Genomic DNA, 24371 nt, shown 5'->3' with positions numbered 1-24371 from the left:
TGGTTTTTATTTGTTTAATTGATTTAAGGTGGGGAATCTGCAACGATCTTGCTTTATACCGTAACGTGTAAATAGAACATTTTAATTACAACTACAATGATAAATAAGTTTTGGTTAATGTCGGTGAGGGAAGGGGTGATGACAGAACAGAAAAATAAAACAAGGTTTCCTTTTTTTCGTCGCCTGGCATTTCCATTGCGTATCTTTCTGCTTATTTTGGTCGTTTCCGTTTTTATTATCGCCGCGCTAGCGCAATACTTTACCGCCAGCTTTGAGGATTATCTGGCAACGCATGTCCGAGATATGGCGATGAACCAGGCCAAAATCATCGCCTCTAACGACAGTATCATCACTGCGGTGAAACATCGCGATTACAAGCGTCTGGCGACCATTGCCGACAAACTGCAGAGCGGGACTGACTTTGACTATGTGGTTATCGGGGATACCCACTCTATCCGGCTTTATCATCCGAATCCGGAAAAAATTGGCTACCCGATGCAGTTCACCAAGCCTGGTGCGCTGGAAAAAGGGGAGAGTTATTTTATTACCGGCAAAGGGTCGATTGGGATGGCGATGCGCGCCAAAACCCCGATCTTTGACAACGATGGTAAAATCATTGGTGTTGTCTCCATTGGCTATCTAATCAGTAAAATCGACAGCTGGCGTTCGGACTTTTTACTCCCCATGGCAGGGGTATTTATTCTGTTGTTGCTGGTACTGATGCTGCTCTCCTGGTTCTTTGCCGCCCATATTCGGCGGCAGATGTTGGGGATGGAGCCCAAACAAATCGCGCGGGTGGTGCGCCAACAGGAAGCGCTCTTCAGCTCGGTGTATGAAGGGTTGATTGCCGTGGATCCTGATGGATATATCACCGCAATAAACCGCAGCGCGAGGAAGATGCTGGGGTTGTCTTCACCTGGGCGAAAGTGGCTGGGAAAACCGGTTAACGAGGTGGTTAAACCCGCAGACTTTTTTACCCAGCAGATTGCGGAAAAACGTCAGGACGCAATGGTGAACTTTAATGGCCTGAGCGTTATCGCCAACCGGGAGGCGATTCGCTCCGGCGATGAGCTGCTCGGCGCCATCATCAGTTTTCGTAGTAAAGATGAAATTGCTACCCTTAATGCGCAATTAACGCAAATCAAACAGTATGTAGAAAGCCTGAGAACGCTGCGCCATGAGCATCTGAACTGGATGTCGACCATTAATGGCCTGCTGCAAATGAAAGAATATGATCGGGTTCTGGCAATGGTGCAGGGGGAATCCCAGGCGCAGCAGCAGCTGATTGACAGCCTGCGCGGTGCGTTTGCCGATCGCCAGGTCGCTGGTCTCTTATTTGGCAAGGTGCAGCGCGCGCGGGAGCTGGGCCTTACTATGATCATCGTTCCTGGCAGCCAGTTGCATCAACTCCCCGAGGGGCTGGATAGCACAGAGTTTGCAGCAATTGTTGGCAATCTGCTTGATAATGCATTTGAAGCGAGTTTGCGCACCCAGCAAGGCAACAAGGTCGTCGAACTCTATTTGAGTGATGAAGGGGATGACGTCGTCATCGAAGTTGCCGATCAGGGATGCGGTGTGCCGGACGCGCTACGTGAAAAAATATTTGAGCAGGGTGTGAGCACCCGTACCGATGAACCCGGTGAACATGGCATCGGTTTGTATCTGATTGCAAGTTATGTGAGGCGCTGTGATGGGGTGATTACGCTCGAAGATAACTCCCCTTGCGGTACCTTATTTTCTTTATTTCTTCCGAAAGTGAAAAAAAATAATGACGGAACCATTAACGCTGTTGATCGTTGAGGATGAAACGCTACTGGCGGAAATGCATGCTGAATATATCCGCCATATACCCGGATTTAGCCAGATATGGCTGGCGGGTAATCTTGCACAGGCAAGGATGATGATTGAGCGTTTTAAACCCGGTCTGATACTGCTCGATAACTACTTGCCGGACGGCAAGGGAATTACGTTATTGCATGAGCTGACTCAGGCGCGCTATCCGGGCGGCATCGTGTTTACCACGGCTGCCAGCGATATGGAAACGGTCTCCGAGGCTGTGCGCAGCGGCGCGTTTGATTACCTGGTCAAACCCATAGCCTACGAGCGCCTGGGGCAGACGCTGACGCGCTATCAACAGCGCAGACGCATGCTGGCCGGTAATGACAGCGCCAGTCAAAAACAGATTGACGAAATGTTTAATGCCTATGCCCGTGGCGAGCCGAAAGGTGATTTGCCGACCGGGATTGATGCGTTAACCCTGAATGCGGTGTTGAAGTTATTTGCCGATCCGACGGTACAGCACACAGCGGAAACGATCGCTCAGGCTCTCACCATCAGCCGTACCACCTCCAGGCGCTACCTCGAGTACTGTGCCAGCCGTCATTTGATTATTGCGGAAATTATTCACGGTAAAGTAGGCAGACCGCAGCGTATTTATCACGGCGGTTAATACACGTCATCCTTTAAGCTGCCACTTTGTTGGCGGCGTGAAGAAACCCCAGTCACATAGTTATCTATGCTCCTGGGGATGTCTTCACTTGCCGCCTCAATGCAGCTTAAATGATTTTGTGTATCACGGTCAGATAATGAAAGTTATCGTCAACCGCCAATCAGAGCAGACGTAGCGGGTACCATCACTTCAGTGGCGATAATCACCACCAGCAGTCCAACCAGAACCGGAACCGAGGTACGTTTAACTACTTCGAACGGAGATATTTTTGCCATACCTGCGACAGCGACAACCACGCCGGAGACCGGGGAGATGGTGCGTCCAAGATTTGATGCCTGCAACATCGGGATAGCAAGATATGCTGGGTTAATGCCAGAAGAGTGAGCCAGTTTAGGGATCATCTCAACGAAGGCATAGAACGGTGCGTTACCGGAACCTGTGGTCATTGCCGCCAGCATGGTCAGGATAACCAGCACCAGCATCAGAATAATACTCGCTGAGCCAAACGAGGTGGCGATAGAAATCAGGCTCTGAATAAAGCCGATAGTGCTCAAGCCCTGGGCAAATACACCCGCCGCGACGAGCAGCATCACTACGTTAGCAAAGGCGTCCGCCATGCCCCGGTAAGCGACTTCCAGACCTGAAAACACCTTCTGGGTGTTGAATCCGCGCACAAATTCCAGAACAGCAGCGATGAGCATGCACAGCACCAGAATTGTGATGATGTGCAGTTGTGGACCCCATTTACCATCAAAAATCAGCACGCCAACGATCGGTGTAAACGGCAGGATGGCATAAAACGACGGAGCGGTAGTGGTGATTTCTGCCACGTCTAACATTTCGTGAGAAATGTGCTCTTTTTTATCCAGGTAGCGCTGCCAGAAAAAGTGGGCAATCGCCATAGCAATGATGGCGGCAATGGAAATCGGCAAAGTGGTTTTAAACGCGAAATCGATCAGCGGCATTTCCGCGGCTTTGGCAGCCAGCACCACATCACCGGATGTCGGCGAAAGAATAATAGCAGCAGGAGAGGCACAAATAGCCGCTGCAGCACCACGGCTGATTCCAACGTTAACCATGACCGGGAACAGCGTTGCCATCAGCAATACGCCCAGGCCGGTAGCTGACGAGACGGCCAGGGACATCAGACAGGCGACAAAATAGGCGGCAATCATAAGCAGATAAGGTGAATTGATGTACTGCAGCGGCTTAGAGGCAAGCTTAACTACCATATCGTTTGCGCCAATATGCGTCATATAGGCAGCAAAACCACACAGCATCATAATCATCATGCCGAGATCGCCACCACGGCTCATCAGCAAAATTTTAATATATTCAACAATATCTGTTGCGGTATAGCCCGTCGTTGCCGCGCTGGACGGCAAAACTTTATGCCCCATCAGCGCACTGATAATCAGCAAAACCAGACCACCAACAAACAGTACGCCTGTGGCTGAATAACCTTTAATGATGTAGCGCGCCACACCCACAATAACCACAACCCCAATAAGGAGTTCAATAATTGTCAACATTGTTTCCCCTGTCGCATTGCTGCCCGGAAAGTAAAAAAACTAAAAAAAGTAAAAAGTGGTGACAGAATGTGCCTAATAAACTGATAACTCTTGCTGATTGAAATCAATAAAAATACGGATTAAAGCGATAGCTAAGTCGTTTTTTCAGCATCGCGGCAAAAAAAAGAATCTCACAATAAAAAACTGTGACGCGCAGCGCTAACGTGAGTGTTTTGTAGCTATATTGATTCCCATTTGTTAATTTATTGTGATTTTATTTAACTTTTTCCGGAGGAAAGAGCAATTTATTGGCAATAAAGAGAAAATAGTTCCTCTGAGATGGCTCAATATATAAAGGGATAATTATCTTAAAAATTATAGGCTGAGGATTATTCTGATTTTTTATTTGTGCGTTTTTGTTAAGCTAACATTAAGGTTGGGTTTGCTAAAATTAGTAATAAATCCCAGGATGGTAATTAAGTTGTGATTGTTGCTAAACGATATTTTCTCATTTTTTCATTTCTTTTTATTCAGTTAGCTTTCATTCCACAGGGAGCAGCTGATGATAAAGGCTGGTTTGCTACTTTTAAAGATAATGTCAGTGAAACCTGGCAGCAACCAGAACATTATGATCTGTATGTACCTGCTATTACCTGGCATGCGCGTTTTGCCTACGATAAAGAAAAAACGGATCGCTACAATGAACGTCCCTGGGGGGCTGGATTTGGTCAATCCCGTTGGGATGATAAAGGTAACTGGCACGGACTTTATATAATGGCCTTTAAGGATTCCTACAATAAATGGGAACCCATTGGCGGTTATGGCTGGGAAAAAACCTGGCGACCACTGGCTGATGAAAATTTTCATGCGGGCCTCGGTTTTACCGCCGGTTTCACTGCGCGCGATAACTGGAACTACATTCCGATCCCGGTGCTGTTACCGCTGGCATCAATTGGCTATGGTCCGGCAACGTTTCAGATGACCTACATTCCAGGAACGTATAACAACGGCAACGTCTACTTTGCCTGGATGCGTTTTCAGTTTTGATAGACTACCTGTATTGTCAGGTGGTTTATTAAAAAACTTTTTAAAAACAGATATATAAGAGGTTTAACTGAAAAATAACGCGACATTTATCACTTTTTGATAAAGTTCGACTGGACAAAGTGCATCACAATTGTTGTACTGATACCCGACACAGCATTTGTGTCTATTTTTCATGTAAAGGTAATTTTGATGTCTAAGATTAAAGGTAACGTTAAGTGGTTTAATGAGTCCAAAGGATTCGGTTTCATTACTCCGGAAGATGGCAGCAAAGATGTGTTCGTACACTTCTCTGCAATCCAGACCAATGGTTTTAAAACTCTGGCTGAAGGTCAGCGTGTAGAGTTCGAAATCACTAACGGTGCCAAAGGCCCTTCTGCTGCAAACGTAATCGCTCTGTAAGCATACGACAGCAAGCATTCAAAACCCGCTTAATTGCGGGTTTTTTTCGCTCTAATGTGCGGGTGAGGCGGAAACCAGCCAGAATGCCAGGGCGGTCATCGCAAATGATCCCAACAGATTAACCAGTACATTCACCATAGCCCAACCTAAGCGTCCTTCCTGAAGTAAAAACACCACTTCGGCTGAAAAGGTGGAGAACGTTGTTAACCCACCGCAAAAGCCTGTGGTGATCAACACTTTCCACATAGGGTCAATGTTGGTCATGCGATTAAACCATGCCAGACCCATCCCAATGATAAACGCCCCAAGTAAGTTTGCCGCAAGCGTACCGAACGGAATAGCCTGATGCAGCGGGTTAAACCGCATACTCAACATCCATCTTGCTACGCTACCTGTACCACCGCCGATAAAAACCGCTAAAAGGAGTTGTAACACTACGTAATCCTGCTATTTGATTGTATAGAGAGTGAGTTTAACGCTGAATAATCATTGTTGGCGAGCTTAACAAAGATTTCTGGAGGGAATATGTTTGTTGCAGCAGGGCAATTTGCCGTAGGACCTTCATGGAAAAAGAATGCAGAAACCTGTGCCTTACTGATGTCTCAGGCGTCAGGTGAGGGGGCGTCGCTGCTGGTATTACCGGAGGCTTTGCTGGCACGCGACGATTCTGACCCTGATCTGTCCGTGAAATCAGCCCAGTTGTTGGAAGGTGGGTTTATGACGCGTTTATTGCGTGAAAGCGCGCAAAATGAGATGACGACAATCCTGACCATTCATGTCCCCTCTGTTCCAGGGCGGGCATTTAACATGCTGGTGGCGCTACGTGCAGGCCGGGTCGTGGCCCATTACGCGAAATTACATCTCTACGATGCCTTTTCGATTCAGGAGTCACGTAATGTGGATGCTGGGGACACCATCGCGCCGCTGCTGGACGTTGGCGGATTAAAGGTAGGGTTAATGACCTGTTATGACCTGCGCTTCCCTGAGCTGGCCTTGGCGCACGCATTGCAGGGGGCAGAGATCCTCGTTTTGCCCGCGGCCTGGGTGCGAGGAGCGCTTAAAGAGCATCACTGGGCTACGCTTTTGGCGGCAAGAGCGTTAGATGCGACTTGCTACCTGATTGCGGCTGGAGAGTGTGGTAACAAGAATATTGGTCAAAGCCGGGTTATCGATCCCTTTGGTGTAACCATTGCCGCCGCGGCAGAAACGCCCGCACTCATTATCGCCGAGGTTTCTGCCGAGCGGGTGAGACAAGTCAGGGCACAACTTCCGGTGTTAAGTAACCGGCGTTTTGCGCCACCGCAATTATTATGACGTTTTTTTAAACAAGGCTTGATTCACCTTGTTACAGATTGCTATTGTGTGCGCGCGTCGAAAGGCCGTTAATATTCTCAGGTTAATATGGCGCTTTATGCAGCCTGGTTTAAGTCAAGAAGGTATCTATGGGTGAGATTAGTATTACCAAACTGCTGGTGGTTGCCGCACTGGTTGTTCTGCTGTTTGGTACCAAGAAGTTACGTACGCTGGGTGGAGACCTGGGGACGGCAATCAAGGGCTTCAAGAAAGCTATGAACGATGATAATGCTGATGCCAAGAAAGAGGCTGATGGTAGCGTTCAGGCTGAGAAGCTTTCTCATAAAGAGTAATGTCAGGAGCATGATGCTCATACTGCATACTCTGCATGAAAAAAAACCGGCAATTTGCCGGTTTTTTATTGGTGATATGTAAGTGAGTATTACACGATTACTTCACTTCCAGCCCTTTGGCCTGCATGTCAGCATGGTATGAAGAGCGAACGAATGGGCCGCAAGCTGCATGGGTAAAGCCCATGGCCATGGCCTCTGCTTTCATCTCATCAAACTCATCCGGGCTTACATAGCGTTGAACCGGCAGGTGGTGACGGCTTGGCTGTAAATATTGCCCCAGCGTCAGCATGGTCACGCCATGATTACGCAGGTCACGCATAACCTCAATGATTTCAGCATTGGTTTCACCCAGACCCACCATCAGACCTGATTTCGTCGGAATCTCAGGGTGTGCTTCTTTGAAACGTTCCAGAAGCTTCAGCGACCAGTTGTAATCTGCGCCAGGACGTACATTGCGATAAATACGCGGTACGTTTTCGAGGTTGTGGTTAAACACGTCCGGCGGTGTGGCTGTGAGGATATCCAACGCACGATCCATACGACCACGGAAGTCAGGCACCAGCGTTTCGATTTTAATTGACGGGCTCTTCTCACGAATAGCAGTGATGCAGTCAGCAAAGTGTTGAGCACCGCCGTCACGTAGATCGTCACGGTCAACGGAGGTAATGACCACATAGCGCAGCGCCATGTCAGCAATCGTCTGAGCCAGTTTTAACGGCTCGTTGGCATCAGGGGCAACCGGGCGGCCATGGGCAACGTCACAGAATGGGCAACGGCGGGTACAGATTGCGCCGAGGATCATAAAGGTTGCGGTTCCGTGATTGAAACATTCCGCCAGGTTAGGGCAGGACGCTTCTTCGCAGACAGAGTGCAGGCCATTTTTGCGCATTGCTGCTTTGATGCCCTGGATGCGGGTGGAGTCCGCTGGCAGTTTTATTTTCATCCATTCCGGTTTACGCAGCAGGGCTTCACGCTCTGTTGCCACATTTTTTACCGGGATAAGAGCCATCTTATCGGCATCGCGGTATTTAACACCGCGTTCCATCACAATGGGTTTACTCATAGCTTGCGTGTTCCAGTTGCGAATTACGAAGGAAAGCGTTTCAATTCAAGGGAATGTTGCATTTATCAACTATTTTTGAATTAGTGATACGCAGTATATCATTGAAACGGGCCAGAAAGCAGCCTGACAGGCTGGCAAAATGTAAAATAGTTGTTGTTTTGTGCCATTTGCCACAACATTTGCCGTGGCAAAGTATGACCGAATTTTAGTCTGCAACGTACTCGTGCGGTGGGTTACCCAACAGCGCTAAGATGTTGGCCAGCAGTAGGGGGCGAACGCTCTCGGTCGTGGCTGCGCTATTCCACTGCGATACTTTCGCCATCTCCATCCCGGCGTAACCACAAGGATTGATACGCAAGAAAGGCGACAAATCCATATCTACGTTGAGCGCTAAGCCGTGAAACGAACATCCTCTACGAATACGTAATCCCAAAGAGCAGATCTTCTTCTCCCCGACGTATACGCCAGGCGCATCGGCTCGCGGGTGGGCATCAATACCGATTTCCGCAAGCGTATTCGCAACGGTTTGCTCCAGCAGCGTTACCAGTTCGCGAACGCCAAGTTTACGACGTTTCAGGTTCAACAGCACATACATGACCTGCTGGCCTGGCCCGTGGTAGGTCACCTGACCACCACGATCGCTCTGGATCACCGGAATATCTCCTGGCATCAATACGTGTTCTGCTTTACCTGCCTGGCCCTGGGTAAAGACAGGATAATGCTCTACCAGCCAGATTTCGTCATGGCTGTTTTCATCGCGGGTATCGGTGAATTCGTGCATGGCCAGAGAGACTGGCTCGTAGGATTGCAGACCGAGCTGGCGGACAAGAATTTTATCCTGATACAAAACGGCATCTCCGTAGATACTCACATAGAGTAGAGAATGTTAAAGAGGGGAAAGTATATCACAGGGAGGGAGGGGTTACCCGGGCGGGGATGCGCGGGTAACCGACAGGTTTTTACAGCACCATGCGTACGATATCGATATTACCTAACTCTTCGTACAGCGTTTCAACCTGCTCAATGTGCGTAGCGGTAATGGTGATTGAGACCGAGTGGTAATTGCCTTTGCTGCTCGGTTTTACCGTCGGAGAGTAATCACCTGGCGCATGGCGCTGTACCACTTCAACCACCTGATCAACCAGCTCAGGCAACGCCTGCCCCATTACTTTGTAAGTAAATGGAGTAGGGAATTCAAGCAGTTCGTTAAGTTTGGTTTTCATGTCAGCTCCGGCGTTACATCAATAAATAATAACTCCCACGGCGTGTGGGAGTTATCTGGATACCTAGTATATGGGGACGTAAATCACACTTTCAAGTGTTCGATTTTTAGCCAAACCAGTGATGGAACATTAATTTAATGTAATCAATGATTTTCCCAAAGAAGTTGCCTTCAGGGATTTCCTGCAGGACTACCAGCGGGCGCTGCTCAATGGTTTTACCATCCAACTGGAAGTTGATGGTGCCGACCACCTGGTTTTTCTGCAGCGGTGCGTGCAGTTCCGTAGTGTTCAGCACATAGCTTGCTTTCAGATCTTTCATGCGGCCGCGCGGAATCGTCAGGTACACGTCTTTATCGACGCCTAACGATGCACGATCGGTATTACCAAACCAGGCTGGTTCTGAAGCAAACTCTTTACCCACTTTCAGCGGATTCACTGTTTCGAAGAAACGGAAGCCCCAGGTCAGCAGTTTTTTACTTTCAGTTTCACGGCCTTTATAGGTGCGCCCCCCCATAACGGCGGAGATCAGACGCATCTGGCCTTCGGTTGCGGATGCAACGAGGTTATAGCCAGCTTTGTCGGTGTGACCGGTTTTGATACCGTCGACATTCAGGCTGTTATCCCACAGCAAGCCGTTGCGGTTTAACTGACGAATGCCGTTAAAGGTGAACTCTTTTTCTTTATAGATAGAGTATTCGTTAGGCACGTCACGAATCAGCGCCTGGCCAATCATTGCCATATCGCGGGCCGAGCTGTACTGACCGTCAGCATCGAGACCATGAACAGTCTGGAAGTGGGTATTTTTCAGGCCCAGCGCGTTCACATAGCTGTTCATCAGACCAACGAAGGCATCCTGGCTACCGGCCGCGAAGTCCGCCATCGCCACGCACGCATCGTTCCCTGATTGCAGGTTAATACCACGGATCAACTGAGAAACAGGAACCTGCATACCAGGTTTGAGGAACATCAGCGATGAACCTTTAAACACCGGGTTACCTGTAGCCCATGCGTCATTGCCGACGGTGACCAGATCGGTTTCTTTAAATTTCCCGGCTTTCATTGCCTGGCCGATGACGTAGCTGGTCATCATTTTGGTCAGACTGGCGGGGTCACGGCGAGTGTCCGCATTCTGTTCTGCGAGAACTTTACCTGAATTGTAATCAATCAGGATATACGACTCCGCATCGATCTGCGGAACACCCGGGATCATGGTTTTAATATTCAGGTCATCGGCATGGGCAGCAGAGAGAGAGGCTGCGCAGAGAGCCGCGGTGAGCGCCATACGCTGCACGAAACGAGCGGAAAAAGTGGTCTTCATGGTCAGAACTACGACGTCCGTGATGAAATTAAAAAAAGAGCCCTACTATAGCAAATACATAACTGGCAGGCATCTGACTTTCCGCGTGACTTTGTTAATGTCATTTACAGAAATTGACAATTCAGATGCCTGATTGAAGTTATTACACGCCAGTGATGAAGGACTGTAATTGCGCTTCGGATTGAAGACGCTGCTGCAATGTGGAGGCTTCAGTTTTGCTGGCGAAAGGCCCCATCTGGATACGCCAGACTGCACCGTTTTGCACCACTCGCCCTGGGACGCCAAACTGCTGACTTAAGCGTTTTTGGTACTGTTGCGCACGAGCTTGATCGCTCACCGCACCAACCTGAACCACGTAACGTCCGTTAGCCGTTGCTGCCGGAGCAGGAGCTGCGACGGTTGCTGGTGTTGTTGCCGGTGTGGTGGTTGCCGGTTGCGGTGCAGGAGTAGGTTCGCTGCCTTCCAGCACGCCTGCCGCGAGCGTAGTCGGCGCACCGAGGAATCCACCGCTGTTTACTGGCGCGCCGGTTGGATCATCGCTTTTCAGCGTGGAATTGCTGATCGGACGAATATCGCCCTGCGGCTGACCAGCATCCGATGGAGAAGGCATGCTTCCCATACTGCCGCCGCCGCTTAAATCAGGACGCGAAGGCAGGGCATACGTTTGTTTCGCGACGGTGGTACAGGCCATACCCGGCCCGGACAATGAACCATCTTGGGCGACGATGATCGGGTCGATACGCACTTTGGTATTGTTGGAGGTGTTCAGACGATCGGCGGCGGCACGCGAAAGTGAAATTACACGATCGTTGCCATAAGGACCGCGATCGTTAATGCGTACGACGATCATTCTGCCGTTTGCCAGGTTGGTAATTCTGGCATAGCTTGGAACGGGCAGCGTCGGATGCGCAGCGGTCAGCTGCATCGGGTCGAACGTTTCACCAGAGGCCGTCAGGTTGCTTCCTGGCTCCGCATCATAAATAGCGGCAAGCCCGGCCTGGCTAAAGCGAGAGGGATCCTGGACTATTTTGTAACTCTTACCATCTCGTTGGTAATCCTGATTCGCCGTTGGGTTCAGGGGTTCAAAGCGCGGATCGGCCCCGCTGATTTCAACAATCGGACCATTACACACCGCAGGCTGCGGGGCGACAGCAACCTGTTGCTGACCATCATCATTCGAACACGCCGCGAGCATTCCTGCTGCGATGCAGATACCAAGCCACTGCTTACGCATTGCGTACCCCTTACACGCTTTTCGACAACATTTTTCTATGGGTGTGGATCGACATAACAATCCCGAACCCGGCCATCAGCACGATAAGTGCTGAGCCTCCGTAACTGACCAGTGGGAGTGGAACGCCAACCACGGGCAGAATACCGCTCACCATACCAATATTTACGAAGACATAAACGAATAATATCAACATTAAGCCACCCGCCATGACGCGGCCAAAGGTGGTTTGCGCGCGAGCAGCGATCCATAACCCGCGCATAATCAGCAAAATGTACAGCGTCAGCAGAATCAAAATGCCCACCAAACCCAGCTCTTCTGCTAACACCGCGAAGATAAAGTCGGTGTGACGCTCGGGTAAAAACTCAAGCTGCGACTGCGTGCCGTGCAGCCAGCCCTTGCCGCGCAGCCCGCCGGAGCCAATAGCAATTTTTGACTGAATGATGTGATAACCCGCGCCCAGCGGATCGGTTTCCGGGTCGAGCAACATCATGACGCGCTGACGCTGGTAATCATGCATCAGGAAGAACCACAGTATCGGGATAAACGCCGCAACCAGAACCACCGCAACACCGATTAAGCGCCAGCTCAAGCCGGAAAGGAACAGGACAAACAGACCGGAAAGGGCAACCAGAATAGAGGTGCCGAGGTCAGGTTGTGCAGCAACCAGCAGCGTCGGCATGAAAATCAATACCAGCGCGATGGCGGTATTCTTCAACGACGGTGGACAGACGTCACGGTTGATAAAGCGCGCGACCATCAGTGGGACGGCAATTTTAGCGATTTCTGAGGGCTGAAAACGCACAATACCCAAATCCAGCCAGCGCTGCGCGCCTTTGGAAATGGCGCCGAAGGCGTCTACCGCGACTAACAGAATAATGCAAAAGATATAGAGATAAGGCGCCCAGCCTTCATAAACCCGGGGCGGAATTTGCGCCATTACCACCATGATGACCAGACCCATTGCGATCTGGCCGACTTTGCGCTCCATCATGCCAATATCCTGGCCGCTGGCGCTCCAGATGACTAACGAACTGTAGACCAGCAGTGCCAGTAAGATAAGCAACATTGTGGGATCGATGTGAATTTTGTCCCAAAATGTTTTTTTGTTCGGATTATCCGTCACGATTATTGGTCCTCAGCTGCTGCAACCGCGGGGTTTTCTGCTGGCAGATTGGTGTTGTTGTCGCCCAACATAATGTGGTCAAGGATTTGGCGCATAATGGTGCCTACCGCCGGACCTGCTCCGCCGTTTTCAAGGATCATGGCGACAGCGACCTGGGGTTTATCATAGGGTGCGAAGGCCGTCATCAGCTTGTGGTCACGTAAACGCTCGGCGATCTTATGCGCGTTATAGGTTTCATTCGCTTTCAGGCCAAAGACTTGTGCGGTACCGGATTTCGCCGCAATTTTGTAGGGTGCGCCAGCAAAATACTTGTGTGCAGTCCCGTTCGGGCGGTTCGCTACGCCGTACATACCATCTTTCGCGATTTCCCAGTAACCAGAATGAATATCGCCAACGGGCGGTTCTTGTGGCTGTACCCACGGTACCTGTTTGCCGTTTTCTGCCGTGCTCATCAACAGATGTGGGACTTTTATCAAACCGTCGTTGATAAGGATCATCAGCGCTTTACTCATCTGGATTGGGGTTGCTGTCCAGTAACCCTGACCGATGCCGACCGGAATGGTATCACCCTGGTACCATGGCTTTTTAAACCGTTTTTGCTTCCACTCGCGGGTTGGCATATTACCGGAGCGTTCTTCAGCAAGATCGATGCCGGTATATTTGCCGTAGCCAAATTTACTCATCCACTCTGAAAGTCGGTCAATCCCCATATCATAGGCGATTTGATAGAAAAACGTATCCGCGGACTCTTCCAGAGAGCGGGTGATGTTCAGATGACCATGCCCCCATTTTTTCCAGTCTCGGTAACGTTTCTCAGAGCCAGGTAGCTGCCACCAGCCCGGATCGAACAGGCTGGTATTACGGGTGATAACGCCTGCACTTAACGCAGAAACCGCAACGTAAGGTTTAACCGTTGACGCTGGAGGGTAAACGCCCTGCGTGGCGCGGTTAACCAATGGGGTGTTCGGGTCATTGAGCAACGCGGAGTAATCTTTGCTGGAGATGCCATCCACAAACAGGTTCGGGTCATAGCTTGGCATGGACACTAGCGCCAGTACACCGCCGGTACGTGGATCGGTAACCACCACGGCAGCGCGACTGCCTGCCAGCAACGTTTCAATGTACTGCTGAAGTTTCAAATCAAGGGTAAGATAGATATCATGCCCGGCCTGCGGCGCCACTTCTTTAAGCTGGCGAATGACGCGGCCACGGTTGTTCACTTCAACCTCTTCATAGCCGGTCTGACCGTGAAGCACGTCCTCGTAATAACGTTCAATACCCAGCTTGCCGATGTCGTGCGTCGCCGCGTAGTTGGCCAGCTTGCCGTCTTTGTCCAGGCGATCCACGTCTTTATCGTTGATCTTCGATACGTAGCCGATCACGTGAGTCAGTGCTGAGCCGTATGGGTAATAGCGGCGTTTATAGCCTTTAACTTCGACGCCCGGAAAACGATACTGATTAACGGCAAACCGTGCGACCTGAACTTCAGTCAGGTTGGTTTTTACCGGGATAGAGGTGAAGCGATGTGAACGGGCGCGCTCTTTTTTAAAGGCGGCAATGTCGTCGTCCGTTAGATCGACGACGCTACGTAGCGCGTCGAGCGTATCCTGAATGTTGTCGACCTTTTCCGGCATCATTTCTATTTGATAGATGGTGCGGTTAAGGGCGAGCGGAATTCCGTTGCGGTCATAAATGATGCCGCGGCTGGGGGCGATAGGCACCAGTTTGATGCGGTTCTCGTTCGAGCGAGTCTGGTAATCAGTGAAGCGAACGATTTGCAGATTATAAAGGTTGGCGATTAGCACGCCGGTTAGCAGCAAAATCCCCAAAAAAGCGACCAGCGCCCGGCGCACAAACAGCGCGGACTCAGCCGAATAGTCGCGAAAAGAATTCTGTAGTTTCATCCGCTGCTTAATCTACTCAAGAATCAATGATCACTCACGGTGATAAGGATGGTTGGTGGTAATGCTCCACGCCCTGTACAGACTCTCCGCGACCAGAACTCGAACAAGAGGGTGAGGGAGGGTTAACGCAGAGAGTGACCAGCTTTGTTCCGCTGCCGCTTTACAGGCCGGTGAGAGGCCTTCCGGCCCGCCAATCAGCAGGCTGACATCACGACCGTCCAGTTTCCAGCGCTCTAGTTCGGTCGCCAGTTGCGGCGTATCCCAGGGTTTTCCCGGGATATCAAGGGTGACGATGCGGTTTTTGCCTGCGGCGGCCAGCATCTGCTCACCCTCTTTGTCGAGAATGCGTTTAATGTCCGCGTTCTTGCCGCGTTTTCCTGCCGGGATTTCGATCAGCTCAAAGGGCATATCTTTCGGAAACCGACGCAGATACTCGGTAAATCCGGTTTGCACCCAGTCAGGCATTTTCGTACCGACAGCGACAAGTTGCAGCTTCACGCATTAACTCCAGAGTTTTTCCAGTTCATACAGGCGACGACTCTCTTCCTGCATTACGTGGACAATCACATCGCCGAGGTCAACGACGATCCAGTCAGCGACATTCTCGCCTTCTACGCCGAGCGGCATCAGGCCAGCAGAGCGGGACTCCTGAACAACGTGGTCTGCAATAGACATAACGTGACGGCTGGAAGTACCGGTGCAGATAATCATGCAATCAGTAATGCTGGATTTGCCCTGAACGTCTAAGGCGATGATGTCTTGACCCTTCAGGTCATCAATTTTGTCGATTACAAAATCCTGGAGTGCTTTACCCTGCAAGTGTTCCCCCTGGGTGAAAAAGAGTTAAAAACGTCTGTTAGTATACCTGAACCAGAGGCGATATCGGGACAAATGTCTCCGAAAGCGCTTGTGAAGTGCGCTATCATCCCACCCCACGCCACAGAATGCATCGCCATTTTTGTAAAACAATTTTTGCAAAGCTCTGAAGGGCAGGGAAAGTCAGGTTGCGGAGAATAACAGCCTGTCATGGGGTGTCAATGGGAGAGAGGCCCTTCAACAGAAAAAACAGCGCTTTCACTCGCCTTCACGCCATACGGCCCGGCTATTGAGTACTTTCAGAACCGCAAAATCGTCACAAAAATCAATGGCGCTCCAGCAGCCTTGTTCGACGCGGAAATGCCACATTGCTGCGGCTGGCATGGAAAGCAGGCGGGCTATCAACACACTCAACACGCCCTGATGACTGACTACCAGCAGGTTTTGGCTCGCTTTATATTCAGTAAGTTGGGTAATAAAGCGTTCCACTCGCTGGGAAAACACCTGAAAACCTTCGCCATTGGTGGGCGTCGCATTCTGCCAGTCGTTACACCACACGGCGTAATTTTCGGCATCTTCGTGCGCCAGATCGCGATGGTGGCGCATTTCCCAGTCGCCAAAAAACATCTCATTAAGCTCAGGCATATTACGCACGGGAATCTCGCGATCGCCTAAGATCAACTGCGTTGTATGGCGGGCGCGCTCAAGCTCGCTGCACAGAACGTTATCGACAGGGACATTGCGTAATAGTGTACTCAGCGTTTGCGCCTGAGCTATTCCCCTTTCTGTTAGCGGTGTGGGGGCGTGGCCGCTATATAAACCCGCGACATTGGCTTCTGTTTCGCCATGACGCACTAACCAGAGTCTCATGTTTCCCTCGTAAGGCTATTCGCGCAAAATATGATGTTTGCCCTGATTGCACAGAGATTTTTCACTAAAATATCCTTTTTTATGTGGAGCGGCACGATGTCTTTATTCAAGAGCGCGCATGGCGGTAATACCCGAGAAGCCGCCGAACTGTTGGGCATCTCGCCTGAGCAATTGCTGGATTTTAGCGCGAATATTAATCCACTGGGTATGCCAGCAGGTTTAAAACGCGCAATTATCGACAATATGGACTGCGCGGAGCGTTACCCGGATGTCGATTACGCGCAACTGCACGCAGCGCTGGCGGAGCATCATCAGATTCCGGCCTCGTGGATCCTTGCGGGAAACGGTGAGACCGAGTCTATTTTTACCCTGGTAGATGGCCTGAAGCCACGTCATGCGATGATCGTGACCCCCGGGTTTGCGGAATATCGTCGGGCGCTGCAATGGGGAGACTGTACGATCCATGAATTTGCGCTGCGCGAAGACGATGGCTGGCAGCTTACCGATGCGATCCTCGATGCGTTAACCTCAGAGCTGGACTGCCTGTTTCTCTGCACGCCCAACAACCCCACCGGGTTACTACCGGATAACCGCCTGCTACGTGAGATTGCCGCACGTTGTAAATGGCTTGGGATCAATCTTATCCTGGATGAAGCGTTCATCGATTTTATAGCCGGGGAACCGGGGTTTATTCCGCTGCTGCATGAGAACCCGCATATTTGGGTGCTACGCTCTCTCACCAAGTTTTATGCGATACCGGGGCTGCGTCTGGGATATCTGGTCAACAGTAACGAGCAGGCCGTTGCACAAATGCGCAGCCGACAAATGCCATGGTCAATTAATGCGTTTGCTGCTCTGGCAGGCGAGATTATTTTATGCGACAGCGCTTATCAGCAGGCGACGTGGAAATGGCTGGAACAAGAGGGAGCGCGGTTTGAGCAACAGCTACAAAACCTGCCTGGCCTGACGGTGTATCCCGGCCAGGCAAATTATCGTTTATTACGCTGCGATCGCGCGGATATTGATTTGCAACGGATGTTGCTGGAACAGCATGTCTTGATTCGCAGTTGTGCCAATTACCCTGGGTTGGACGCGCGTTATTACCGGGTTGCTGTTCGCAGTCAGGAAGAAAATGACCGCCTGCTGGCGGCATTAAACAACACGCTTAGCGGTACAACCCCTGCTGATTGATATAGTCAAGCACTGCGCCTGGCATCAGGTCGTCGCACGGCTCGCCTTTTTCCAGGCGCTCGCGAATGAGCGTGGCGGAGATGTTGAACCACGGCGTTTCGGCCAGGTAAATTTTCCCGCAAGGCAGGTTGTGCAGGTCATCCGGAGAATGAGTCAGATGATCCTCCAGCCATTGCTGGTGCTTTTCCTGCACCATTTCGAGCGGATAACCCGGACGTCGGCACACGATGAGATGGGTATTGCCCAGAATCGTGTGGTAGTCGTGCCAGGAAGGGAAGGTCAGCAGCGAATCCTGACCAATGATAAACGCTAACGGCACGTTCGGGCCTTGCTCTTCGCGCCACTCTTTTAGCGTTTGCGCGGTGTAGGAGGCGGTATCGCGTTTCAGTTCGCGTTCATCCAGGGAAAACAGCGGTTTATCAGCAATGGCCAGTTCAACCATGCGCTTACGTTGCTCACTGGATGCTTCAGGCTGTGCGCGATGTGGTGGGACGTTATTGGGCATGATGATGACCCGGGAAAGGCCAATCAGATTCGCCAGAATTTCAACCGGTTTAAGATGACCATAATGCACCGGATCAAAGGTGCCGCCGAACAGAGCCTGCAATGATTTCATATCAACCATCAATAAAAACATCGGCCAGTGATTTATGGCAGAGCAAAAGGGAAAGTCCCTCAAGTTCAGCCCACACTGACTGACCATAGTCTTGTTTAAGCGTAATTTCTGTACGCGTTAACAGCGTTACTGCCTGACGTAGCTGTGCCGGGTTCAGCCGGTTTAGTGCATCACCCATCATGCCCCGGCGATTTTGCCACACCCGGTGTTTATCAAACAACGTGCGCAAGGGGGTATTCGCCGACTGCCGTTTTAGGTTGACCAGCAACAGCAATTCACGCTGTATCGTACGCAGCAAAATAACCGGCTCACTGCCTTCCAGACGTAGCTGTTGCAGAATGTGCAGCGCGCGTTTGCTTTTGCCCATCAGCAGCGCATCCACCCAGTGGAACGGGGTAAAGTGCGCGGCATCGTTAACGGCTTTCTCCACGCGAGGTAGCGTTAGTTTGCCGTCAGGCCAAAGCAATGCTAACCGTTCCAGCGCTTGCGCCAGTGCTAACAGGTTGCCTTCATAGCAATAGCACAATAGCTGATTGGCTGCGTCATCCAGTTGCAGGTTGTTAAGTTTTGCCCTCGCGGCGACCCAACGCGGGAGCTGCGCCTGCTCTGGCGTCTGACAGCTTACCTGAACCGCGTTATTCGCCAGTCCGGTACACCACGCGGCGTTCTCCTGCGCTTTGGTGAGTTTGTTGCCGCGAACAATCAGCAGCAGATCGTCATGTAACAGCGTGACGAGCGAAGCGAGTTGTTCGTTAATGGCAGCGTTAGGCCCATTTTCAGGCAGTTGCAGAAGTAGCGTTTGGCGGCTGGCAAACAGGCTCATCGCCTGGCAGAGCGAAAAAATCTCTCCCCAGTCGGTGCTGTTGTCCAGAGTGAAAGCGTGATGTTCTTCGAATCCTTGCGTTGCGGCAGCCTGACGGATGGCGTCCTGACTTTCCTGCAATAAAAGGGGATCGTTACCTAAGAGTAAATACGCCGCGCGCAGCCCTTCATTGAGCTGTGCGCGGAGTTGTTCAGGGTACAACTTGAGCATCAGTTACCCAGCGTGGTGGAAACACGCGCCGGAGATGACGCCGGCGTCGCGGCTTTATTTACCGCCGGTTCAGCATCAGCATTGGATGACTGAGTATCGGCCAGATGTACGCTTGGCAGCTTACGAATCAACTGTTCAGCCGCTTTGTCATACATCTCTTTGATGATCATGTCCTGCTCGTTATCTTTCGCCAGTGCAGCCTGCGGGTTGTCAAAGAACGAACGATAAACTTTGGCGCTGATTGGGTATATATCATGACCAGGAATCAGCACAGTAGCACTTACGGACAACACCATCTGGTATTCAGCCGTTTGACCGTTCTGGAATACCGACGCCGTATCCTGTGAAATGCTGACCGCGCCAAGACGTAAGGATGTTACGTCTTTACGCATTGTACCGTCTTCAAGCAGCGTCACACCGTTCAGACGCAGCTGGTTACGGACTGCACGGCTTAACGGGCCGTTCGGATCGCCAGAGTTCAGGATCATGGTTTTCATTGAGGGTGGAACCTGCGTAGTGCTACGCAGATGCCAGCCACACCCGGCGGTGACCAGCACCGCCAGAGATAACAACAATGTTGTCAGAAATCGCACGCTTCCTCCCGCGCTTAGCCAACGACCAGATTGAGGAGTTTACCCGGTACATAAATCACTTTACGTACGGTAACGCCATCAAGATATTTTGCCACCAGAGGCTCCTGGCCCGCACGTTCACGAACCTGCTCTTCAGTGGCGTTTACCGGAACGGTGATTTTGCCACGTACTTTGCCGTTTACCTGAACCACAACCAGCGTTGAGTCTTCAACCATTGCGGCGTCGTCAGCTACCGGCCACGGCGCGTTGTCGATATCGCCTTCACCTTTCAGCGCTTGCCACAGGGTGAAGCAAACGTGTGGAGTGAACGGGTTGAGCATGCGTACAACGGCAAGCAATGCTTCCTGCATCAGAGCTCTGTCCTGCTCGTCTTCCTGCGGTGCTTTCGCCAGCTTGTTCATCAGCTCCATAATCGCCGCAATTGCGGTGTTAAAGGTCTGACGACGACCGATATCATCGGTAACTTTAGCAATGGTTTTGTGCACGTCGCGACGCAGCGCTTTTTGATCTTCTGTCAGTGCTGCAACGTTAAGCGCCGGTGCATCACCCTGTGAAGTGTGTTCGTAAACCAGTTTCCAGACACGCTTCAGGAAGCGGTTCGCCCCTTCAACGCCGGATTCCTGCCATTCCAGGGTCATGTCAGCCGGAGAGGCGAACATCATGAACAGACGTACGGTGTCGGCACCATAGCGTTCAACCATAACCTGCGGGTCGATACCGTTGTTTTTCGACTTGGACATTTTGCTCATGCCGGTATACACCAGTTCATGGCCTTCTGCGTCCTTAGCCTTAACGATACGACCTTTTTCGTCGCGTTCAACGATGGCATCAACCGGAGAAACCCAGTTGCGTTCGCCGTTTGCGCCCACGTAGTAGAACGCATCGGCCAGCACCATCCCCTGACACAGCAGTTGTTTAGCCGGTTCGTCAGAGTTGACCATGCCCGCATCGCGCATCAGTTTATGGAAGAAGCGGAAGTAGAGCAGGTGCATGATGGCGTGTTCAATACCGCCAATGTAGATATCAACCGGCAGCCAGTAGTTGGCGGCTTTGGAATCCAACATGCCTTCCTGATACTGCGGACAGGTGTAGCGCGCGTAGTACCATGATGACTCCATAAAGGTATCGAAGGTGTCGGTTTCACGTAGCGCAGGCATACCATTAACGGTGGTTTTTGCCCACTCCGGGTCGGCTTTGATCGGGCTGGTAATACCGTCCATGACCACGTCTTCCGGCAGAATAACCGGCAGTTGATCTTCTGGGGTCGGCAGCACGGTGCCATCTTCCAGCGTCACCATCGGGATTGGCGCACCCCAGTAACGCTGACGGGAAACCCCCCAGTCACGCAGGCGGTAGTTAACTTTACGTTTACCCACGCCTTTATCGACCAGTTTGTCAGCAATGGCGTTGAAGGCAGCGTCGAAGTCGAGGCCGTCAAACTCACCGGAGTTAAACAGCACGCCTTTGTCGGTCAGCGCCTGTTCAGACAGATCCGGCTTTGCGCCTTCAGAAGTCAGAATTACCGGCTTGATGGTCAGGCCGTATTTGGTGGCAAATTCGTAGTCGCGCTGATCGTGACCCGGAACGGCCATGACGGCGCCTGTGCCGTATTCCATCAGGACGAAGTTTGCCGCCCAAACCGGGATTTCTTCGCCAGTCAACGGATGAACGGCTTTAAAGCCAGTGTCGACGCCTTTTTTCTCCATGGTCGCCATTTCGGCTTCAGCAACCTTGGTATTACGGCATTCGTCAATGAAGGCAGCCAGTTCAGGGTTATTTGCAGCGGCTTTCTGCGCCAGCGGATGACCTGCGGCAACGGCCAGGTAGGTCGCACCCATAAAGGTGTCCGGGCGGGTAGTGTAAACGGTCAGCGTGTTGTCGTAACCGTTCACATCAAAGGTGATTTCCACGCCTTCAGAACGGCCAATCCAGTTGCGCTGCATCGTTTTCACGGTGTCAGGCCAGTGATCCAGGTTATCCAGGTCACGCAGCAGTTCGTCAGCGTAAGCGGTGATTTTGATAAACCACTGCGGGATCTCTTTACGCTCTACTTTGGTATCGCAACGCCAGCAGCAGCCGTCAATAACCTGTTCGTTCGCCAGTACGGTCTGGTCGTTCGGGCACCAGTTGACCGCAGACGTTTTCTTGTACACCAGGCCTTTTTTGTACAGCTCGGTGAAGAATTTCTGTTCCCAGCGGTAGTATTCCGGGGTACAGGTTGCCAGCTCACGGCTCCAGTCGTAACCAAAACCCAGCATTTTGAGCTGGTTTTTCATATAAGCGATGTTGTCGTACGTCCACGGTGCTGGGGCGGTGTTATTTTTAACCGCCGCGCCTTCCGCAGGCAGGCCGAAGGCATCCCAGCCAATGGGCTGTAGGACGTTTTTACCCAGCATACGCTGATAGCGGGCGATCACATCACCGATGGTGTAGTTACGTACGTGGCCCATGTGTAGTCGACCAGAAGGATAGGGAAGCATAGACAGGCAGTAATACTTCTCTTTGCTCTCGTCTTCGGTAACTTCAAATGTGCGCTTCTCATCCCAGTGAAGCTGTACTTTGGATTCTATCTCTTCCGGGCGGTATTGCTCTTGCATGGCAGCCAGTGGTCCTGTTTTCAATACAGCTACAAACGTAGCTCTAGATGTGGTGTTTCAGATCCGCATAGCATAGCCCAAACGCCCGCGTCAAAACAGCCTTTCGCGCATTCAGCGTTGAATTCCTGCAAGGATAATTCTTGCACAAATTTACACACTCTGTGGGCAGCCTTGCAAAGCGTTGTGTAAATAACGTCTATTATTATAGACAGTTAACGACCCAGGAGGCGAAGCGATGAACAAGGTTGCTCAATATTACCGTGAACTGGTGGCTTCACTGAGCGAACGTCTGCGCAACGGCGAACGCGATATTGATGCATTGGTGGAGCAGGCGCGGCAGAGAGTTATGCAGACCGGGGAGTTAACGCGAACCGAGGTGGAAGAACTCACCCGGGCCGTCAGACGCGACCTGGAAGAGTTTGCTCTGAGCTATGAAGAGAGCCTTGATGAGGAGACCGACAGCGTCTTTATGCGGGTTATCAAGGAGAGTATCTGGCAAGAGCTGGCCGATATCACCGACAAAACGCAGCTTGAATGGCGTGAGGTATTTCAGGATCTTAGCCATCATGGGGTTTATCACAGTGGCGAAGTAGTGGGACTGGGAAATCTGGTCTGCGAGAAGTGCCATTTCCATTTAGCGGTTTACACGCCGGATGTGCTGCCGCTGTGTCCGAAATGCGGTCACGATCAGTTCCAGCGGCGACCGTTTGAGCCGTGATAATTAGGCGTGCTAATCGTTAATTGCAGGCCTGATAACATGCGCCACCATCAGGCCTGCAGTTTTTATGCGTAGTACCTTAAACGCTCCGCTAGCAGATCGACAAACCCTTCGCGATCCACGTCCACCATCACGGTGGCGTTTGGCTTATTGCCGCTCAGGAAGTAGTAATCCACCACGGTCATGCCCTGCGTGTATTTGCCCTGGGTTTCCACACCAACCCAACGCTCAACGGTAGTAAACAGCTCAGGTTTCAGCAGCCAGGCAACGGTGCAGGGGTCGTGCAGCGGCGCGCCAATGAATCCCCATTTTTCGTCTTTGTGGTATTCGAAGAAGAAGTCGAGTAGTTCAGCAACGATCGTTGAAACAGGATTGCCGATAGCGCGGAACCGCTCGGTATCTTCGCGATGAATTTGCGCTTTATGTGTCACGTCCAGACCAGCCATCACCACCGGAATGCCTGACTGGAATACAATTTCAGCAGCTTCAGGATCCACAAAAATATTGAACTCGGCGGCGGGCGTCCAGTTTCCGAGACCCATTGCCCCACCCATTATCACGATACGGGCGATGTTGGCGTGCAGTTCTGGATGGCTATTCAGCAGCAATGCCACGTTTGTTTGCGGCCCGGTGGAGACGATGGTCACCGGTTCCGGGCTTTCACGCAGTGTTTTCGCCATCAGTTCCACAGCTGTGCATGGCTGCTGCGCAAAGGTTGGTTCCGGGAGCGCCGGGCCATCTAACCCACTCTCGCCGTGGACGTTATCGGCAATAATCAGATCGCGCATCAGCGGTTTCACAGCGCCACCGGCGACGGGAATATCACTACGATTGAGCAGCGTTAGCATGCGCAATACGTTACGCAGCGTTTTGTCGGGCGTCTGATTCCCGGCAGAAGAGGTTATGGCTTTAACGTCCAGCTCAGGTGAGGCGAGGGCGAGAACAATTGCGATAGCGTCGTCATGACCTGGATCGCAATCAAACAGGATAGGAAGTGCCATTGTTGCTCCTTGTAAGTGG

Annotated in this window: 25 protein-coding genes; 8 read left to right on the top strand and 17 right to left on the bottom strand. The window is 51.4% G+C overall.

The genetic code is table 11. The features are described 5' to 3' along the window. The first annotated feature begins 138 nt into the window (after positions 1–138). On the top strand, positions 139–1800 hold the full coding sequence (gene dpiB, locus NMD08_RS18710; RefSeq protein ID WP_286538796.1) for a sensor histidine kinase DpiB: 1662 nt from the start codon (positions 139–141) through the stop codon (positions 1798–1800). Further along, positions 1769–2449, top strand: coding sequence for a two-component response regulator DpiA (dpiA, locus tag NMD08_RS18705; RefSeq protein WP_151218747.1), 681 nt, complete (start codon positions 1769–1771; stop codon positions 2447–2449). The genes dpiB and dpiA overlap by 32 nt, the downstream gene beginning before the upstream one ends. Positions 2450–2598: 149 nt before the next feature. Here dpiA and dcuC read toward each other — a convergent pair whose 3' ends face one another. Then, on the bottom strand, positions 2599–3981 hold the full coding sequence (dcuC, locus tag NMD08_RS18700; protein WP_151218748.1) for an anaerobic C4-dicarboxylate transporter DcuC: 1383 nt from the start codon (positions 3979–3981) through the stop codon (positions 2599–2601). Positions 3982–4443: 462 nt separating this feature from the next. Between dcuC and pagP the strand changes: the two genes are divergently transcribed. Together pagP and cspE are read left to right on the top strand one after the other, a co-directional pair. Further along, on the top strand, positions 4444–5007 hold the full coding sequence (gene pagP / locus NMD08_RS18695; protein WP_151218749.1) for a lipid IV(A) palmitoyltransferase PagP: 564 nt from the start codon (positions 4444–4446) through the stop codon (positions 5005–5007). Positions 5008–5196: 189 nt separating this feature from the next. Then, on the top strand, positions 5197–5406 hold the full coding sequence (cspE, locus tag NMD08_RS18690) for a transcription antiterminator/RNA stability regulator CspE (protein WP_000034825.1): 210 nt from the start codon (positions 5197–5199) through the stop codon (positions 5404–5406). Between the two features lie 51 nt (positions 5407–5457). Here the strand turns inward: cspE and crcB are convergent, their stop codons facing one another. Further along, complete coding sequence (gene crcB, locus NMD08_RS18685; protein ID WP_151224920.1) at positions 5458–5841, bottom strand: fluoride efflux transporter CrcB; 384 nt, start codon at positions 5839–5841, stop codon at positions 5458–5460. A gap of 90 nt (positions 5842–5931) precedes the next feature. On the opposite strand from crcB, the gene NMD08_RS18680 reads away from it, so the two are divergent. Together NMD08_RS18680 and tatE are read left to right on the top strand one after the other, a co-directional pair. Beyond that, complete coding sequence (locus NMD08_RS18680) at positions 5932–6720, top strand: deaminated glutathione amidase (protein ID WP_151218751.1); 789 nt, start codon at positions 5932–5934, stop codon at positions 6718–6720. 128 nt (positions 6721–6848) lie between these two features. Then, a complete protein-coding gene (gene tatE / locus NMD08_RS18675; RefSeq protein WP_016152230.1) occupies positions 6849–7052 on the top strand; it encodes a twin-arginine translocase subunit TatE in 204 nt (67 codons plus the stop codon). A 97-nt stretch (positions 7053–7149) separates the two neighbouring features. Here tatE and lipA read toward each other — a convergent pair whose 3' ends face one another. The 10 genes from lipA to NMD08_RS18625 form a co-directional block, all read right to left on the bottom strand. Beyond that, complete coding sequence (gene lipA / locus NMD08_RS18670; RefSeq protein WP_151218752.1) at positions 7150–8115, bottom strand: lipoyl synthase; 966 nt, start codon at positions 8113–8115, stop codon at positions 7150–7152. Between the two features lie 205 nt (positions 8116–8320). Continuing rightward, complete coding sequence (gene lipB, locus NMD08_RS18665) at positions 8321–8962, bottom strand: lipoyl(octanoyl) transferase LipB (protein ID WP_370618750.1); 642 nt, start codon at positions 8960–8962, stop codon at positions 8321–8323. A 112-nt stretch (positions 8963–9074) separates the two neighbouring features. Beyond that, a complete protein-coding gene (gene ybeD / locus NMD08_RS18660) occupies positions 9075–9338 on the bottom strand; it encodes a DUF493 family protein YbeD (RefSeq protein WP_003022706.1) in 264 nt (87 codons plus the stop codon). 106 nt (positions 9339–9444) lie between these two features. Continuing rightward, positions 9445–10656: a D-alanyl-D-alanine carboxypeptidase DacA gene (gene dacA, locus NMD08_RS18655; protein ID WP_003022711.1), complete on the bottom strand. Its 1212-nt coding sequence runs from the start codon at positions 10654–10656 to the stop codon at positions 9445–9447. Positions 10657–10798: 142 nt separating this feature from the next. After that, positions 10799–11890 carry an endolytic peptidoglycan transglycosylase RlpA gene (rlpA, locus tag NMD08_RS18650; protein ID WP_370618748.1) on the bottom strand — a complete coding sequence of 364 codons (1092 nt, stop codon included), beginning with the start codon at positions 11888–11890 and terminating at the stop codon, positions 10799–10801. 10 nt (positions 11891–11900) lie between these two features. Next, positions 11901–13013: a peptidoglycan glycosyltransferase MrdB gene (gene mrdB, locus NMD08_RS18645; RefSeq protein ID WP_006685529.1), complete on the bottom strand. Its 1113-nt coding sequence runs from the start codon at positions 13011–13013 to the stop codon at positions 11901–11903. Positions 13014–13015: 2 nt separating this feature from the next. Beyond that, positions 13016–14917 carry a peptidoglycan DD-transpeptidase MrdA gene (gene mrdA, locus NMD08_RS18640; protein WP_187252818.1) on the bottom strand — a complete coding sequence of 634 codons (1902 nt, stop codon included), beginning with the start codon at positions 14915–14917 and terminating at the stop codon, positions 13016–13018. Between the two features lie 30 nt (positions 14918–14947). Continuing rightward, positions 14948–15415, bottom strand: a complete 468-nt coding sequence (gene rlmH / locus NMD08_RS18635; RefSeq protein WP_003022725.1) for a 23S rRNA (pseudouridine(1915)-N(3))-methyltransferase RlmH — start codon at positions 15413–15415, stop codon at positions 14948–14950. 3 nt (positions 15416–15418) lie between these two features. Then, positions 15419–15736 carry a ribosome silencing factor gene (gene rsfS / locus NMD08_RS18630; protein ID WP_151224921.1) on the bottom strand — a complete coding sequence of 106 codons (318 nt, stop codon included), beginning with the start codon at positions 15734–15736 and terminating at the stop codon, positions 15419–15421. Positions 15737–15991: 255 nt separating this feature from the next. Beyond that, positions 15992–16603 (bottom strand): adenosylcobalamin/alpha-ribazole phosphatase, encoded by a 612-nt coding sequence (locus NMD08_RS18625; protein ID WP_151218755.1) that lies wholly within the window; start codon positions 16601–16603, stop codon positions 15992–15994. Between the two features lie 96 nt (positions 16604–16699). On the opposite strand from NMD08_RS18625, the gene cobD reads away from it, so the two are divergent. Then, the gene (cobD, locus tag NMD08_RS18620; protein WP_370618746.1) at positions 16700–17794 is read left to right on the top strand and encodes a threonine-phosphate decarboxylase CobD; all 1095 of its coding nucleotides are present in this window, start codon (positions 16700–16702) and stop codon (positions 17792–17794) included. On the opposite strand, the gene nadD is transcribed toward cobD, so the two are convergent. Genes nadD through leuS form a run of 4 tightly spaced genes read right to left on the bottom strand, consistent with a single transcriptional unit; the run spans position 17769 to position 22633 of the window. After that, on the bottom strand, positions 17769–18410 hold the full coding sequence (gene nadD / locus NMD08_RS18615) for a nicotinate-nucleotide adenylyltransferase (RefSeq protein WP_151218757.1): 642 nt from the start codon (positions 18408–18410) through the stop codon (positions 17769–17771). The two genes, cobD and nadD, sit on opposite strands and share 26 nt — an antisense overlap. A gap of 1 nt (position 18411) precedes the next feature. Continuing rightward, complete coding sequence (gene holA, locus NMD08_RS18610) at positions 18412–19443, bottom strand: DNA polymerase III subunit delta (protein ID WP_151218758.1); 1032 nt, start codon at positions 19441–19443, stop codon at positions 18412–18414. Next, entirely contained in the window at positions 19443–20036 is a 594-nt protein-coding gene (gene lptE, locus NMD08_RS18605) for an LPS assembly lipoprotein LptE (RefSeq protein ID WP_151218759.1), read from the bottom strand. Before lptE ends, holA begins: the two co-directional genes overlap by 1 nt. Before the next feature lie 14 nt (positions 20037–20050). After that, entirely contained in the window at positions 20051–22633 is a 2583-nt protein-coding gene (leuS, locus tag NMD08_RS18600; protein ID WP_370618744.1) for a leucine--tRNA ligase, read from the bottom strand. A 235-nt stretch (positions 22634–22868) separates the two neighbouring features. Here leuS and NMD08_RS18595 point away from each other — a divergent pair, with 235 nt between their 5' ends. Beyond that, positions 22869–23351, top strand: coding sequence for a zinc ribbon-containing protein (locus tag NMD08_RS18595; protein WP_003022748.1), 483 nt, complete (start codon positions 22869–22871; stop codon positions 23349–23351). A 65-nt stretch (positions 23352–23416) separates the two neighbouring features. Here NMD08_RS18595 and rihA read toward each other — a convergent pair whose 3' ends face one another. Then, entirely contained in the window at positions 23417–24352 is a 936-nt protein-coding gene (rihA, locus tag NMD08_RS18590; RefSeq protein ID WP_370618742.1) for a pyrimidine-specific ribonucleoside hydrolase RihA, read from the bottom strand. Positions 24353–24371 lie beyond the last annotated feature (19 nt).

The organism is Citrobacter meridianamericanus (assembly GCF_041320245.1).
In the GTDB taxonomy this organism is placed as follows: Bacteria; Pseudomonadota; Gammaproteobacteria; order Enterobacterales; family Enterobacteriaceae; genus Citrobacter; species Citrobacter meridianamericanus.
The sequence above is the reverse complement of the archived record's forward strand: the minus strand, read 5'-3'. Positions and strand labels throughout refer to the sequence as shown.